The 14498-nt window shown below is 58.4% G+C and carries 16 protein-coding genes; 9 read left to right on the forward strand and 7 right to left on the reverse strand.

The window, feature by feature from the left end:
* Positions 1-68: 68 nt before the first annotated feature.
* From J5W70_RS04300 to J5W70_RS04310, 3 genes are all read left to right on the forward strand, one after another.
* Positions 69-959: a carbohydrate-binding protein gene (locus J5W70_RS04300; RefSeq protein ID WP_022396424.1), complete on the forward strand. Its 891-nt coding sequence runs from the start codon at positions 69-71 to the stop codon at positions 957-959.
* A gap of 264 nt (positions 960-1223) precedes the next feature.
* Positions 1224-2381, forward strand: coding sequence for an acyltransferase family protein (locus tag J5W70_RS04305; RefSeq protein ID WP_022396425.1), 1158 nt, complete (start codon positions 1224-1226; stop codon positions 2379-2381).
* A gap of 116 nt (positions 2382-2497) precedes the next feature.
* The gene (locus J5W70_RS04310) at positions 2498-3907 is read left to right on the forward strand and encodes a DHA2 family efflux MFS transporter permease subunit (protein WP_022396426.1); all 1410 of its coding nucleotides are present in this window, start codon (positions 2498-2500) and stop codon (positions 3905-3907) included.
* 28 nt (positions 3908-3935) lie between these two features.
* Here J5W70_RS04310 and J5W70_RS04315 read toward each other — a convergent pair whose 3' ends face one another.
* Positions 3936-4403 (reverse strand): acyl-CoA thioesterase, encoded by a 468-nt coding sequence (locus tag J5W70_RS04315; protein ID WP_022396427.1) that lies wholly within the window; start codon positions 4401-4403, stop codon positions 3936-3938.
* Between the two features lie 178 nt (positions 4404-4581).
* Between J5W70_RS04315 and J5W70_RS04320 the strand changes: the two genes are divergently transcribed.
* The 5 genes from J5W70_RS04320 (at position 4582) to J5W70_RS04340 (ending at position 8416) form a co-directional block, all read left to right on the forward strand.
* The gene (locus J5W70_RS04320) at positions 4582-5223 is read left to right on the forward strand and encodes a hypothetical protein (protein ID WP_022396428.1); all 642 of its coding nucleotides are present in this window, start codon (positions 4582-4584) and stop codon (positions 5221-5223) included.
* A gap of 132 nt (positions 5224-5355) precedes the next feature.
* Positions 5356-5592: a hypothetical protein gene (locus J5W70_RS04325; protein ID WP_146017825.1), complete on the forward strand. Its 237-nt coding sequence runs from the start codon at positions 5356-5358 to the stop codon at positions 5590-5592.
* A gap of 382 nt (positions 5593-5974) precedes the next feature.
* Positions 5975-6544 carry a chromate transporter gene (locus J5W70_RS04330; protein WP_022396430.1) on the forward strand — a complete coding sequence of 190 codons (570 nt, stop codon included), beginning with the start codon at positions 5975-5977 and terminating at the stop codon, positions 6542-6544.
* On the forward strand, positions 6541-7107 hold the full coding sequence (locus J5W70_RS04335; RefSeq protein ID WP_022396431.1) for a chromate transporter: 567 nt from the start codon (positions 6541-6543) through the stop codon (positions 7105-7107). The genes J5W70_RS04330 and J5W70_RS04335 overlap by 4 nt, the downstream gene beginning before the upstream one ends.
* Positions 7108-7501: 394 nt before the next feature.
* Positions 7502-8416: an SDR family oxidoreductase gene (locus J5W70_RS04340; protein ID WP_275541405.1), complete on the forward strand. Its 915-nt coding sequence runs from the start codon at positions 7502-7504 to the stop codon at positions 8414-8416.
* 144 nt (positions 8417-8560) lie between these two features.
* Here J5W70_RS04340 and feoB read toward each other — a convergent pair whose 3' ends face one another.
* The 3 genes from feoB to J5W70_RS04355 are packed head-to-tail and all read right to left on the reverse strand — an operon-like array spanning position 8561 to position 11620.
* A complete protein-coding gene (gene feoB, locus J5W70_RS04345) occupies positions 8561-10702 on the reverse strand; it encodes a ferrous iron transport protein B (RefSeq protein WP_022396433.1) in 2142 nt (713 codons plus the stop codon).
* 8 nt (positions 10703-10710) lie between these two features.
* Positions 10711-10935: a FeoA family protein gene (locus J5W70_RS04350; RefSeq protein ID WP_102736761.1), complete on the reverse strand. Its 225-nt coding sequence runs from the start codon at positions 10933-10935 to the stop codon at positions 10711-10713.
* A gap of 28 nt (positions 10936-10963) precedes the next feature.
* On the reverse strand, positions 10964-11620 hold the full coding sequence (locus J5W70_RS04355; protein ID WP_022396434.1) for a metal-dependent transcriptional regulator: 657 nt from the start codon (positions 11618-11620) through the stop codon (positions 10964-10966).
* Between the two features lie 192 nt (positions 11621-11812).
* On the opposite strand from J5W70_RS04355, the gene J5W70_RS04360 reads away from it, so the two are divergent.
* Complete coding sequence (locus J5W70_RS04360; RefSeq protein WP_022396435.1) at positions 11813-12835, forward strand: alginate lyase family protein; 1023 nt, start codon at positions 11813-11815, stop codon at positions 12833-12835.
* Positions 12836-12929: 94 nt separating this feature from the next.
* On the opposite strand, the gene J5W70_RS04365 is transcribed toward J5W70_RS04360, so the two are convergent.
* The 3 genes from J5W70_RS04365 to J5W70_RS04375 form a co-directional block, all read right to left on the reverse strand.
* Positions 12930-13550: a thermonuclease family protein gene (locus J5W70_RS04365; protein ID WP_215832947.1), complete on the reverse strand. Its 621-nt coding sequence runs from the start codon at positions 13548-13550 to the stop codon at positions 12930-12932.
* Positions 13551-13802: 252 nt separating this feature from the next.
* Positions 13803-13997, reverse strand: a complete 195-nt coding sequence (locus J5W70_RS04370) for a hypothetical protein (protein WP_022396437.1) — start codon at positions 13995-13997, stop codon at positions 13803-13805.
* Between the two features lie 17 nt (positions 13998-14014).
* A complete protein-coding gene (locus tag J5W70_RS04375) occupies positions 14015-14497 on the reverse strand; it encodes an IbrB-like domain-containing protein (RefSeq protein ID WP_215837124.1) in 483 nt (160 codons plus the stop codon).
* Position 14498: the final 1 nt, after the last annotated feature.

A 14498-nucleotide genomic window follows, 5' to 3' on the forward strand; every position in this document is an offset into this window, starting at 1 on the left:
CAGCGTCTTGAAGGACAAGATGGAATAGATTAACATCTGTCTTTCAACTCCAACCATCCATATCCAACATGAAACTGCTCTTAATGCTGAATGCCTCCCTCCTGCTCTGCGCAGCCGTCCAGGCCAAATTCCCGGCGGACGGACTGATTAAAACGGCAGCCTCCGGCGCCATTCAGGGGAAGACCGTCCTGATGAAGGCTGAAAATGCGGAACTTTCCAAAAGCAAGCTGGCAAAAATACGGTCCGTCAAATTCATCGCCGGCATGGCGGAAAAAGACTCCGGCGCAAGCTGGGAAATCAACGTCGCCCAAGACGGGGAATACATCCTTGAAGCCTGGTACACGTTCCCCTGGACGGCTACCGCTTCCGCCCGCTATGAACTGAAATGCGGCAACAGCGCCCCCTTCCTGTGGAATGTGCCCACTTCCGGCGGCGGTGAGGCCGATGGGGGAATCTACCATCTGGGCCGCATGAACCTGGTTAAGGGAAAACAAACCTTTACGCTCAAGAAAAAAGGGAGGGACGGCATTTACATCCGCTATATCCGGCTCATTCCCGTCTCCATCTTCCCGGTAGTCCAGCCGGCGGCCAGCGGCAAAATCACGCTCTTGCCTGAAAACTGCCTCATCACGCATGCCCTGGCAAAAGATGCGGGAAAATTCAACATCCTGTCCCACTTCAGCTCCGTCAGCTGGGAAATCTTCACCAAAAACGGAGGAACCTATACGGTAACGACGGATTATGCCATTGCCGATCCCGCCTCCACCCTGTTCAAGCTGGGTTATTCCATCAATGACAAGCTGACGGAATTCACTTTTCCGGGAACCGGCGGATGGTCCCGGTTCGTAAAGCACTCCCCCGGCGTCCTTACCCTGCCGCCGGGAAAATGCACCCTGACCGTCAAGGGAATCACCAGCGGCGCGGAAACAAAGTCCATTGTACTTGCCCCCGCGCCGTAGGCGCCGGGCCTCTTTTCCTCCGGAATCCGGCTCTTTAAAGGAAAAAGGGAGAAGGAACAGCCTTCATCATTTTTCTTTACGTCTCACGCCGTCTGTGGAAGATAGGAAACGGCTTGCCTGTCCGCCGGGCAAGCCGTCTCAGTACCAGCCTGTACCGGGACTTTCCCTGCGGAAAAACCCGTTCCGGGGTTCCGCGGCCGCGCACGTAAAATACGCATCGCCCCTTTTTCTGTAAGCACAATCACTTTTCGCCGTACTTATACCATGAGCACTCCGGCCCCTCTCTCTCCCTCCGTTCTGGCTCCCAAACCTCATTATGCCGCCCTGGACGGCCTGCGCGGCGTAGCCGCCGTCATGGTGGTCCTGTTCCACATGTTTGAAGGAAGTGCCAGGGACTTCCAATTCCACACGGACCAGATCATCAACCACGGCTATCTGTCCGTGGACTTCTTCTTCATGCTGTCCGGCTTCGTCATCGGGTATGCCTATGACGACCGCTGGGGAAAGATGAGCCTGTGGAATTTCTGCAAGCGGCGGCTGGTGCGCCTTCAACCCATGGTGGTCATGGGGATGCTGCTGGGTGGAGCCCTCTTTTACTTCCAGGGGTCTGAAATCTTCCCGAACATCGCACAGACCCCCGTATGGAAAATGCTGCTGGTCATGACCGTGGGGTTCACGCTGCTGCCCGTCCCCGTTTCCCTGGATATTCGCGGATGGACGGAAATGCACCCGCTGAACGGTCCGGCCTGGTCCCTCTTCTTCGAATACATCGCCAACATCCTTTACGCCGTGCTCATCAGGAAATTCACCAGCCGGTGGCTGGCGGTCCTGGTCTTCCTGGCGGCCTGCGCCCTCATCCACCAGTGCTACACGCAGGGCAACAACATCGGCGGCTGGACGCTGGACGTGGAACAGTGCCGCGTGGGATTGACGCGGCTCATGTTCCCCTTCTTCGGCGGCCTGCTCCTGTTCCGCCTGTGCAAGCCCGGCCGGGTCAGGCACGGCTTCTGGTGGTGCAGCCTGCTTCTGGTGGGAGCGCTGGCCATGCCGCACGTGGGCGGGGCGGAAAACTTCCATCTGAACGGCCTGTATGACGCCTTCTGCATCATCGTCATCTTCCCTGCGGTGGTCTTTCTGGGAGCCAGCGACATCCCAGGCGATATCTCCTCCCGGGCCAGCCGGTTCCTGGGAAACATCTCCTACCCCCTTTACATCACCCACTACCCCATCGTTTACCTGTACCTGGCCTGGGTGCACGATGCGGAAGTGCCCTTTTCCCGCGCTCTCCCGGTGGCGGTGGGCGTCCTGTTCATCTGCATTGCCGTGGCCTACGGGTGCCTGAAGCTTTATGACGAACCTGTGCGCGCATGGCTTTCCAAACGCGTGCTGGCGCGGCGCGCACCGGAACAGCCCAGGCCGTAAAACGGAGCCCAGGGCATAACGGCGGTTCCGGGGCGCCCGGAAAACAACGGGAGCGCCGGGACAAACATCTGCCTTGCCCCCGGCGCGGCCCAGCCGGATACTGGCGGCGGTCTTCCATGGAAAAACTGCCGACATCCTCCAAAGCGCTGCGCTACCTGCCCTTTCTTGTGGCATCGGCATTCTTCATGCAGATGCTGGATGCCACCATCCTGAACACGGCCATCCCCACCATCGCCCGCAGCTTCAACAGCCACCCGCTGCAGCTTCACTCCCTGGTGACGGCCTACATGCTTACCGTCTGCGTCCTGATACCGGCCTCCGGATGGATATCCGACAAGCTGGGCTCGCGCCGCACTTTTCTCTTCGCCATCTCCGTTTTCTCCGCGGGGTCCCTGCTGTGCGCCCTCTCCACCTCCGTCGCCATGATGACGGCGTGCCGCGTCATCCAGGGAATCGGGGGGGCCTTCCTGATGCCCGTAGGGCGTCTGGTCGTCCTGCGCTCCTATCCGCGCTCCATGTTCGTCAACGTTCTGAACATCGTGACGATTCCGGCGCTGCTGGGGCCTCTCCTGGGGCCGGTGCTGGGCGGCATCATCGTCCAGTACGCCTCCTGGCACTGGATCTTCCTGATCAACATTCCGGTGGGCATCGCAGGCCTGTGGGCCACCTGGAAGCTGATGCCGGACCTGAAAGCGGTCCGGGAACAGAAATTCGACTGGGCGGGCTTCTTCCTCTTCTCCTCCTCCGCCGTGCTGGTCACCATGGGCCTCTCCACCGCAGGAGGCGCAGCCGACAAGACGCGCATGGCCCTGCTCCTGTCCGCCGGAGGCGTGTTCCAGCTCCTGTACTGGGTGCTGGCGTTCCGTTCAAAGGCGCCCATCTTCAGCCCCTCCCTGTTCCGCATCAGGAACTTCGCCATCGGCATCGCCGGCAACATCGTCTGCCGCCTGGGGGGAAGCTGCCTGCCGTACCTGATTCCGCTCTTCTTCCAGGTGGTGCTGGGTTACTCCGCCCTCCAGTCCGGCATGTCCCTGATTCCCCTGGCGCTGAGCAACCTGCTGGCAAAAACGGTCGCGCCGCGCCTGCTCGGCAAATTCGGCTACCGGAACATCATGGTCGTCAATACCTTTACCATCGGGACACTGCTGGCCGCCTTCTACTTCATCAGCCCCGGCACCCACGAACTCACCCTGCTGGGCATGCTCGCCCTGCTGGGCGCGGCCAACTCCATTCAATTCACCTGCATGAACACCCTGACGCTGATTGACCTCCCCAACGCGGACGCCAGCAGCGGCAACTCCCTGCTCTCCACCATCATGCAGCTCTCCATCGCCGTCAGCATTGCCGCGGCCTCCCTGCTGCTGGACAGCTTCGGCGGCCATTCAGCCACCTCCGGAAAGGCTGTGGAAGCCGCCTTCCACGCCACCTTCGTCACCATCGGCGCCATTGCCGCGGCCAGCTCCTTCATCTTTGCCCTGGTGGATAAAAACAAGGGCATCACCCGCAGGCGGAAAAAAGCGGCCTGACGCGCGGGAACGCGGCTCCCGCCTCTGTTCAGGAACAGGAAACGCTGTCCCCTGTTTCAAGGGAGCAGCACTGCGCGAACTGGGCGCGGGACTCTTCCAGGGTAATCGGCTTCTTGTCCGCCCCCAGGGCCACGTAAACCAGCTCCGCCTCCGTAATCTTGGCAATATTATTGCAGAGCTTCGTCAGGCGTTCCGCGTACACCTCCACCTTTACGGTGACGGAGGTGCGCCCCACCTTGATAATCTCCGTATAAAAGGAAACCACATCACCCACCAGCACGGGAGCTTCAAACGTCAGGCTGCTGACTGCACGCGTCACGATGTAGCGGCTCAACGCATAACGCATGGCCGTATTGGCTCCCGCCAGGTCCACCTGGCTCATCACCCAGCCGCCGAACACTTCCCCGCTCTGATTGGTGTCCGCAGGCATCGGTTCCACGCGCAGGGCGGGAATGCGTCCCTCCGGAAGCTGGGTATGGTGGTATGTATTTTCCATAAATAAGAACAATTATAAATTAACGGACTCATGCTCATCTATCCCGGCCCTCTTGTAAAGAGCAAAACGCGGAAACGGAAGGCGGACAGCCCCGGAGGATTCCTCCAAGAAAGGGGAATACGTTTTCGCAGGACAATAAAGTATTGACGATAGATGTGTTATCAGTTTAAAAGGAACCATGCGGATTCCTCCTTCCCCGCCCATTGCCCTCGTCTCCCTTTCCCTGCTGGCCGTGCCGGTTTCCATGGCTGATACAACAGACTCCGGAACCTCCCCTTCCATTCAAAATGAGGGAAAAGAAAAAAAGGCGCCTCAATTCAAATTCACGCTGAGGGAATATACCCATCCCGGCGGAGAAGCTACCTGCGTGTTACGGGACAGTTCCTTCCCTTATCCCAAAGACTACATGCTGCAGGATTACCTGGCGGCCCTGGAGCAATTCCTGGAAGAACAGCAGGCCAGGGGAATGCCGCTGGAAAAAATCACTTGCTTTTCCACGCCTTCCCTAGGGCGGGCAAAGGACGTCCAGGAAAAATTCAAGCAGCTGGCGAGGGAGGGGAAAAGCCGTGTCTCCAAAAAGGACGGCCATTACATGAGCGTCTGCGTGAGGCTGGTACGGGAGGAAAAACTGCTCGCCCCCTACAGGGAAACCTTCAAGCGCTTCGGATTGAAGGTGGACGACACCCTTTTTGGAGAATCCAAAATGGCAAGGGCTCCCTTGGACGTGCCGGGAAGAAAAACTCCCGTCTATTATTTTACGGGAGGGATGGTGAACCTGAAGCTGGCTCCCCTGAAACCGCTGGAACAAAAGGCTCCATAAAAAATAAAAATGCGCCGGGACAAGCCGCTTTTACACCGGACGGTTGAATTTGTGCGTCTTATCCCGGCCTTTTTTACAATGGCCCGCAAGGACGGTTGTCCATTCCTTATGGACCGCGACCATGAACCCAAAATGAAAAAAGTGGACGGGGAGGAACATCCCGCTTCCGACTTCGCCTATGTTCCCGACCCGGAAAAGCCCTCCACCTGGAAACTGCCGATTTTCAACATGCATCATGTAGGGGGCGCCCTGGCCGCCATGACCAGTGACTACCGCGGCAATCCCGTGGAAATCCCGGAAGGAGACCGCCACGCCGTCATGAAAAAAATCCTGGCCCGGAAAGCGGAGCTGGAACAGGAAGAAAGCTGACCCCGGCTTCTTGCATTCCTTTTTTCTTCCGCCTGGAAACAAGCCGGGAAGGATGGTTTTCTCCCCCGGCTCCCTTGATTCTTTGCCATCCGGCAGGGTAAAACCTGCCGGACTTTTTTTGTTCCGCCGCCTGCTGCGCGCCGCGGGAGGCTCCGCAATTGTTCCCCCCCGCTTATAAAAGCGGCAGACCTTCACCTCTTTTCTCCCCTTTATCCATGTAATGGCATGGCCTTCCACCGCCGCCTGTGATAGAATCCCTCCACCCCTTATTCCGGGAAAACGGGAACGGCGCGGCGTTCAGCCGCCTTTTCCCGGACAACGGCTGCCGAATTTCCCGCAAAGGCGGAATACCCGGAACGCCATTCCTTCCTCTTTAAACGCCATGACCGGAGAAAAAGTGAAAAAATGCCTTTGGCTCTTCTGGATCAACCTCTTTATCGGGGCATTCACGTTCGGGGGCGGCTACATTGTCGTGCCGATGATCAATAAATACTTTGTCTGGAAAAAACGGCTGTTTTCCAAAGAGGAGCTTCTCTCCATGGCCGCCATCGCGCAATCCACGCCCGGAGCCATTGCCGTCAACCTCTCCGCGCTGGCGGGGCACCGCACCGCAGGCATGGCCGGAGTCATTTGCAGCTGCCTGGGCGCCATCATCCCGCCGCTGGTCATTCTGTCCATCATCACCGTCTGGTATGACGCCTTCAGTTCCAATACCGCCGTGGAAGCGGTCCTCCGGGGAATGCAGGCAGGCGTGGCGGCCCTCATTGTGGACATAGTCGTGGACATGTGGCAGATGATCCTGCGCAGAAAATCCGCCCTGCTGAACGCGCTGGTTCCGGGCGCGTTCCTCGCCAGCTTCGTCTTTCACGCCAACATCGCCGCCATTCTGGCCGTGTGCTGCCTCCTGAGCCTGTGGCACGTCCGGAAAACGCTGGGAAGGAGGGCCGGATGACTCAGGCATTATGGCAGCTTTTCAGCGTCTTTCTCCAGATCGGAGCGTTCAGCATCGGAGGCGGCTACGCCGTCATCCCGATGATCCGGGACCAGGTGGTCATTCACCAGGGCTGGATTACCCAGAAGGTTTTTACCGATATCATCACGATTTCCCAGATGACGCCAGGCCCTCTGGCCATCAACACCTCTACCTTCGTCGGGCTGCAAATCGCCGGCATTCCCGGCGCCGTGGCGGCCACCCTGGGCTGCATCATTCCCGGCGTGGCGGCGGCGCTGCTGCTGCACCTTTTCTTCCAAAGGCATAAAAAATCCGCTTATGTTTCCGGGGTGCTGGAAGGGCTGAAAGCGGCTTCCGTGGGCCTGATCATGTCCGCGGGCGGCACCATCCTGCTGCTGACCTTCTGCAGCACCTTTGACTGGCACGCCATCGCGGAAGTGGACTTCCCGAGCATTCTCCTGTTCGGCGCGGCCCTGTTCGTCCTGCGGAAATGGAAAATGAACCCCATCCTGCTGATGACCCTGACGGGAGTGGTCGGATACTTCATTTACGGACTGTCCTGAAATCCGGCGCGGACGCGCTGAAAAACGGAGGCAGGTTCCCGCCCTCCCTCGGCGCAAATAGGATGAAAGGATCAAATCATTTGATCATCAAGCGGGTTAATCAGCACAATATAGCGGCTTTTCCCGAAAACGGATTGGAGAAATTCAACAGGATTCAAGGAAGACCAGTGAATGAACGGCTCTATCAGGATCAATGGAAATAACATTCAGAATAATCCTATATAAGTGAATATCAATGACATGCTGAAATAAAAGCATGTCTTCCCTTGAACAGGCCATCCAAATCCCGGTCATCACGGATAGGAAATGCGGAACACCGGAGAAAGGGACGCGGCCAGCTATCTTACGCATGGCGGGCGGCGCCTTCCTTCTCCCGGCAGTTTCACGCCAAAACATGACTGATGAAAAAATGAGCACTAAAGACATTCACGAAATGCAGGACCCGCGCGACGAATTCCGCCAGGAAGGGTATGAAAAACAGCAGCAGAAAGCTCCCGGGCTCCAGTCCGAAATGGAACCCGTGCCGGACGCCGGAGAACAAAGCTATCATGGCTGCGGCAAGCTCCGTGGACGGAAGGCCCTGGTCACGGGGGGAGATTCAGGCATAGGCCGTGCGGCCGCCATTGCGTATGCACGCGAAGGAGCCGACGTAGCCCTGAACTACCTTCCCGAAGAACAGAGCGATGCCGAGGAAGTGGCGGAGCTCATCAGGAAGGAAGGGCGGAACGCCGTTCTGCTGCCGGGCGACCTCAGCGATGAAGCCTTCTGTCAAAAACTCGTCAGGGACGCTCTGGAAAAACTTGGCGGCCTGGACATTCTGGCCCTGGTGGCCGGCAAGCAGGTAGCGGTGGAGGACATTCAGGACATTACCACGGAGCAATTGACCAAGACATTTGAAGTGAATGTTTTCTCCCTGTTCTGGATTGCCAAGGAAGCCCTTCCGCACCTCAAGCCGGGAGCGAGCATCATCACGTGTTCTTCCATCCAGGCCTACCAGCCCGGCAAGAACCTGGTGGACTATGCCTCCACGAAAGCGGCCATCATCGCCTTCAGCCGCGCCCTGGCCAAGCAGGTAGCCTCCAAGGGCATCCGGGTGAACGTGGTAGCTCCCGGCCCCATCTGGACGGCTCTGCAAGTGACCGGAGGCCAGTTGCAGAAGGACCTGCCGGAATTCGGGCAGAAAACGCCCCTCAAGCGGGCCGGACAGCCCGTGGAGCTCTCCGGCCTGTACGTCTTCCTCGCCTCCCAGGAATCCAGCTTCATCACTGCGGAAGTCTTCGGCGTCACCGGCGGCATGCATCTGGCCTGATACGGAAATCCGCGGCCCGGGAAAAGGCTTCATGCTGCCTGCCCGGCAACCCCGGAACCATGGCCCGTTCCCTTTCCGGACTCCCGGAAAGGGAAACTTTTGCCGCCTTCATCCCTCCGCGGAAGCATGAACTCCATTCATCCGTCAGGCAAACCCCAGCAGGCGCGCCGTTCCCGCCACCAGAAGGCACATCACGACGCCGCAGGCCGTCGGAATGGCGAAGGCAAGAACAGCCCACTTCCATTTGCCCGTCTCCTTGCGGACGGTGAGAAGAGCCGTTGAACACGGCCAGTGCATCAGGGAAAACAGCATGGTGCATAACGCCGTCACCCAGGTCCAACCGTTATTGGTCAGGAGGGACTTCAGCTCGTTCATATCGTCCATGTCCATCATGTTGTCGGAAGCCAGGTAACCCATGATGATGAGGGGGAAAACGATTTCATTGGCCGGAATGCCGAGGATGAACGCCATCAGGATCACGCCGTCCAGACCCATCAGCCGCCCGGCGGGGTCCAGCCACTGCGTGCCGTGGACAAGCAGGCTGGAGTCTCCAACGCGGATATTCGCCATCAGCCAGATGACGATTCCCGCCGGAGCCGCCACCATTACCGCGCGCCACAGGACCGCCAGGGTTCTGTCCAGAAAGGAGCGGACGATCACGCGGCCGATCTGGGGCTTGCGGTAGGGGGGCAGTTCCAGGGTAAAGGAAGACGGAGTTCCCTTGAGAATCGTATGGGACAGGAGGGCCGTTATCGCAAACGTCATTCCCACGCCCAGCCCGATCAGCAGCACCAGGCCCGCCACGGAAGCCAGCGGCTGCAACCCGGACGCCACCGTCCCCGCAAAAAACATGGTCATGAGGGCAATCAGCGTCGGGAACCTGCCGTTGCAGGGGACGAAATTATTCGTCAAAATGGCTACGAGCCGCTCCCGGGGGGAATCGATAATCCGGCATCCGGTGATGCCCGCGGCATTGCAGCCGAACCCCATGCACATGGTCAGCGCCTGCTTGCCGCAGCCGCAGCACTTCTGGAACACCTTGTCCATGTTGAACGCCACGCGGGGCAGATAACCGGAATCCTCCAGCAGCGTGAAGAGGGGGAAAAAGATGGCCATGGGCGGCAGCATGACGGACACGACCCACGCCACCACGCGGTAAACGCCCAGCACCAGCACGCCGTGCAGCCATTCCGGAGCATGCGCCAGGCGGAACAGGTCCGTCAGCGCCTCCTGGCCTTTTCCAAGCAGGTCGGCCAGCCATTGGGAAGGATAATTCGCCCCCACGATGGTGATCCAGAAAATCAGCACCATCAGGGCGAACATCAGGGGATAAGCCGTCCACCGCCCCATCAGCACCTTGTCGATGCGCCTGTCGCGCCCCAGCCCCCCTCCGTCCGGCAAAGCGACCACTCCCCTGCACAGGCGTTCCGCCTGTTCCACGAATACCGCCGCCACGCGGTCGCCAAAAGAACTGCCTGAAGAACCGGCCTCCGCGGCGGCGGCCTCACGGAGAATCTCCTGCACCTCCTTCTCCTCTCTCAAACCGGTTCCCGCGTACTGCTCCAGAAGCCGCAACGTTCCCTCGTCCCCTTCCAGCAGCTTGACGGCTGCCCAGCGGGGCGACAAACCGCGCCACGGAAGACGCCCGGCCAACATTTCCAAACGCGCCAGCCACGGTTCCACGTGCTCCCCATAGGGCAGCCGGAGGGGGGGCCGCCTCTCTCCAGACCACGCCATCCGCTGCACCGTATCAGCCAGAACGTCCAGGCCTTCACCTTTCGCCGCCGATGCCGGAACCACGGGAACCCCCAGGCGTTTTTCCAAAAGCGGGCAGTCGATGCGGATGCCCTTCCGCCGGGCCTCATCCATTAAATTGACGCAGACCACTACATTTCCCGTCGTTTCCATCACCTGGAGGGCCAGGTTCAAATCCCGTTCCAGATTGGTGGCGGAACAGACGACAATGACGGCATCCGCGTCACCGAAACAAATGAAATCCCGTGCCGCCTCTTCATCCGAAGAACAGGCCAGCAGGGAATACGTGCCCGGCGTATCCACCAAAAGGTACTCCCGGGGACCACGCCCCACAATGCCTTCCGCGCGGACGACCGTCTTGCCGGGCCAATTCCCGGTATGCTGCCTCAGCCCCGTCAGCGCATTGAACACCGTGCTCTTTCCCACGTTGGGAGCGCCCGCCAGGGCCACGGCGGGCATGCGTTCTTCCGCCGCGCCGGAAGATCCGCCCTTCTCCGTTCCGCTGTCCAGCCTCACCCGTTCTCCTTCCATGGCTGATTTCACGCGGACTTAACGGTAATCATTTTCAGATCGGAAGACCTGAACGCCATGACCGTTCCGCGCACAAGAAAAGCGACGGGGTCTCCGAACGGCCCCCGTTCCAGGCATTCCACCCGGGTGCCGGGAATCATGCCTATATCCATCAACCGCCGTCTCAAACGGCCTTCCATCCCGAGAGACTCAATCCTGGCGGTCTCCCCTTCAGGCAACTGGTTCAATGTCATTGTTAATTTTCTCCTTTCCGTTAATTGTTCATGCAGAAACTTCCACGAGGATGGCGTCAGCGGCGGCGGCAGGCAATTCCAGCCGCTGTCCTTCTTCCGCCTTCACCAGAAACGCTCCGCTGTGCGCTTCCGCCTCCATCAGGGCTACCGTTTCATGAAGATGGATGCCCAGGGAGGTGAGAAGCTCCAGCAGCTCTTTCGATTCGGGAACGCGCCTGATCACGGCCGGAATCCCTGCCGGGATGTCGGACAGGCGGGAAAGCGGCCCTTCCGGCAGCGGCCCGTCCTCCCTCCCCGGAATCCTCCTTCCGTGGGGGCACATTTCCGGATAACCGAGAAAACGGTCCAGTTTTTCCATCAAGCGGGGGGAAGCCGCATGTTCCAGCTTCTCCGCCTCTTCATGAACGTCCCCCCACGAATACCCGAGATGTTCCACCAGGAAAACCTCCCACAGCCGGTGAATGCGCACCAGCTGCATGGCGGCTTCCTCTCCCTTCCGCGTCAGGCGGATGGAGCGTCTTTCCATGCTCTCCACCAGGCCTTCCTTCTCCATCTTCCGGATAATCTCGCTGACGGAAGCGGCAGAAACGCCCAGATAATCAGCAATATGCCTGTTGCCGACCCTCTCCCTGCTCCGCTGGAGCTCGGCGATCGCTTTCAAATAATCTTCACGGCTGCTGGTCATGGCTCTGATGATCTCCTTCGTTATAAGGTATACCTAACAAAATGATATTTCGCTCAAACAAAAAAGCCTCTCCCGTGTCAGCAGAGCCATTTTTTCCATCACGCAAACGGCAGGGAACGGCTTTGAAAAGGAATTAGGCGCATTCCTTCATTTCCCGGTTGTCCCCGCAGAAAGTTCCTGCTTGAATAAGGCATGTCCTTCGGCGGCACTACTCTGTCTTTTCTTCTTTTAACGGCCCTGCTCCTTCCCACGGCGCATGGCGGCCCGCTGGATGCTCCCGTCATCACCCTTGGAGAGAAAAAAAGCCTGTTCGGAGAAAAGGCGCAGGCTAATGAATACGTCAGCTATGCCCTCTACTACTGGCCTGACCCCGCCAATCCGGAAGGCCCCTACAAGCCCATTGACGGCAAAAAGAACCAACAGCTCCGCAGCATGGACGACAGCGGCAAGATGGCCGCTTTTATCGGTACGGTTTGCAGCCTGGGACGCCAGTACGAACTCAACAGGGACCCGCGAGCCGCTTCCCGTGCCGGGGAATGGCTGAGAGCCTGGTTCATTGCTCCGGCAACCCGCATGCAGCCCCACCTGAAATACGCCCAGATCCGCCCCGGACACCGGACGGAAGGCGACGGAGGCGGCATCATAGACCTTTACCGCATGCCTGATTTTCTGGATGCCCTGGCGGCGTTGAAACGCTCCGGGGCCTTGACAAAAGAGGAATGGAAGCGGGTGGACGCGTGGCTGAACCAGTACTACGCATGGCTGGCCACCAGCAGGCAGGGCAGGCATGCGCATACGCGCAGCAACAACCATTACCTGTTCTATGTGGCGCAATGCGCCCATCTGGCTCACTTTCTGGGCCGCGACAACGAAGCGCGCCAATGGCTGGCGGAAGCCTTCGCCAACATGGACCGCCACATTGCCCCCGACGGTTCCCAGCCGGAAGAACTCAAGCGGGCGGAACCATGGCAATACAGTGTTTACACCCTTCAGGCCTGGGGCTACCTCGTGCAAATTGCGGAACGCATGGGAGATAATAACTACCGTTACCGGAAAACGGCCGCCGGGGCTTCCATCCAGAAAGCTGCGGACTACCTCCTGCCGTTCCGTACCCATCCGGAAGCGTGGCCCTGGAAAGGCTCCAGGGCAGGAACCCCGCTTCCCGCCATCTTTGAACCGTCCCGGCCGGATAAGGAAAAACAGGACCGCCCTTGAACAACGACAGCTATTAAAATTGCCTTTGATTCATTGGAAAACCCCTTGTTCGGCATCATCACGGCACCCGGAAAGAGACGTTTTCCCGGGCAACCTATTCAGTAAGGAACTTTCCGGCGGCATCTTCCCTTCTCTTCGCGGCTTTCCATTCCCACGGCGGGATGGGATTCGGCTCCGCCCAAAGGCCTTTTTTGGACTTCCTGGCCTCCGCTTCAAGGGAAGCGAGTTTCCGGCTGGGGGAAAATTTTTTATAGATCCACGCCCATCCATCCTTCACCAACTCCTCATTGACGAACACCTTTCCATACCAGACTTCCCCCAAAATACGGCCGTACCTGTCATGCTGGCTGTACTTGACTGTAACCGTCTCTCCCCAAATCAGATTTTCCAGATACTCCTTGGCTCCTTCATACCCGTTTTGCCCCCTTTCCGGCGTATCAATTCCTTCAAGCCGTATCCGGCAGGTCCGCTTCTGTTCGGGCGTTTTTTCCAGGAGAGTAATGGTATCGCCGTCAATCACGTTAATCACAACTCCCCTGATACTTTCACCAAAAGCCATGCAAGAGCTCATCAGGAAAACCAGCAGCCATCTCATAAAAAAATGATATAATTCAAAAAATTGCAACAAGCAATCATTCTTTGGAGAAAGTCTTTCCCGCACCGTCCGTCCGGTCGCAAATGAAAACAAACATCCATGGCAGCACCGTTGGAACATGAGGTTCCAGAACGTTCATTGCGCTTCCCGGCACACCACACCGCAACCCCTGAACCTATTCCGAACCTGGCCGGAGCATTGATAGGCCAGACTGCATCACTGCTCCGCGCGGAAAAGCCTGCATTCCGCTGCCGGCTTAAGGATAACAGGAAGTTTCATGCAGTTACCCATGAAACCGCTTGAGAAAACCGCGCGTCCAGCAGGGAACCGGATGCCCGGCGGCATTCAGCAGGATGAAACACGGAACCCTGTTCACTTCTTCAATTCCTCGGCAATTCTGCCGAGGTTCTTTTCCGTTGCCTTCCTCAACTTTTCCTGCTGTTTCCAGTTCCAGGCTGTTCTTTCGGATACTCCGGCCTGTTCCGCCAGCCAGCGCACGGCGCCGCTCGTGTCACAGCCCGTTTTCTTCTGGATGACTTCCAGCAGTTGAGTGACATATTTGTTCATGGTTTCCCGGGTTGACGTTATTTCGATTCCCACGCCCGGCTGAATTCGCCGTCCCGGAACAGGGCCGCAATGCCGCTGAGCTGCTTGAGGCGCAACAACTCCTCCGCGTCCATGCCGAGGTTTTTGAGTATCCACGCATCCGACATGCCCGCTTCCGTCAGTTCCTGGATAATGCTGGTCATCAGTCCGATATTGTGAGACCCACGGGCACGGTTGTGCCTAATAGTGGAGGCCATGCGGTTTCCAAGAGGCTTGTCGATAACGGCCACCGGCATCATGCCATCCTCCCGTTCGTAGATGTCGCGGTAAGTTTTCATGATCTGGCAGCGGTGGAAGCCGTCAACGATTTCATAGGTGCCGTCCTCCAGTTGATAGCAGACAATCGGCATCGTGTAGCCGTCCTCCTTGATGCTCTGGTAGAGGAGCTTCATTTCAGGCGGCGCCACACTGTTCGGGTTATAGGCATTGGAGCGGATTTGGTCCAGCGGAACGCGCCGGATT

Source organism: Akkermansia massiliensis (assembly GCF_018847375.1).
Classification (GTDB): Bacteria; Verrucomicrobiota; Verrucomicrobiia; order Verrucomicrobiales; family Akkermansiaceae; genus Akkermansia; species Akkermansia massiliensis.